The sequence below is a fragment of the Paraburkholderia sp. SIMBA_027 genome (genome assembly GCF_046535315.1).
GTDB classification, from domain to species: domain Bacteria; phylum Pseudomonadota; class Gammaproteobacteria; order Burkholderiales; family Burkholderiaceae; genus Paraburkholderia; species Paraburkholderia tropica.
Window position 1 is genome coordinate 1 of sequence record NZ_JAWRWY010001044.1, and the last position, 256, is coordinate 256.

At 64.5% G+C, this 256-nt stretch carries 1 pseudogene; it reads right to left on the bottom strand.

The window, feature by feature from the left end:
* Window positions 1–256, bottom strand: a pseudogene (locus SB764_RS42300) (VOC family protein); the annotation flags it as partial.

The window sequence follows — 256 nt, forward strand, 5'->3', positions numbered from 1 at the left end:
GCTTCCGGCGGCCCTTTCAGCTCGACCATATTGCCCTCCGGATCGAACAGATACAGCGACGGCCCAAAGCCGTCCGCGCCATAGCGCAGCGCCGTTTCGCCAGGCCGCGCGCCGTGTTCGGTCAGATGCGCCTTGAGCGCGTCGGCGTCGAACGGTTCGATCCGCAAACACATGTGATCCATGTTGCGTCCCGCGCCGGGCGTGCCGTTTTCGGCATGGTCGAGTTTTGCGCCGACCTGCAACAGGTCGATCAACG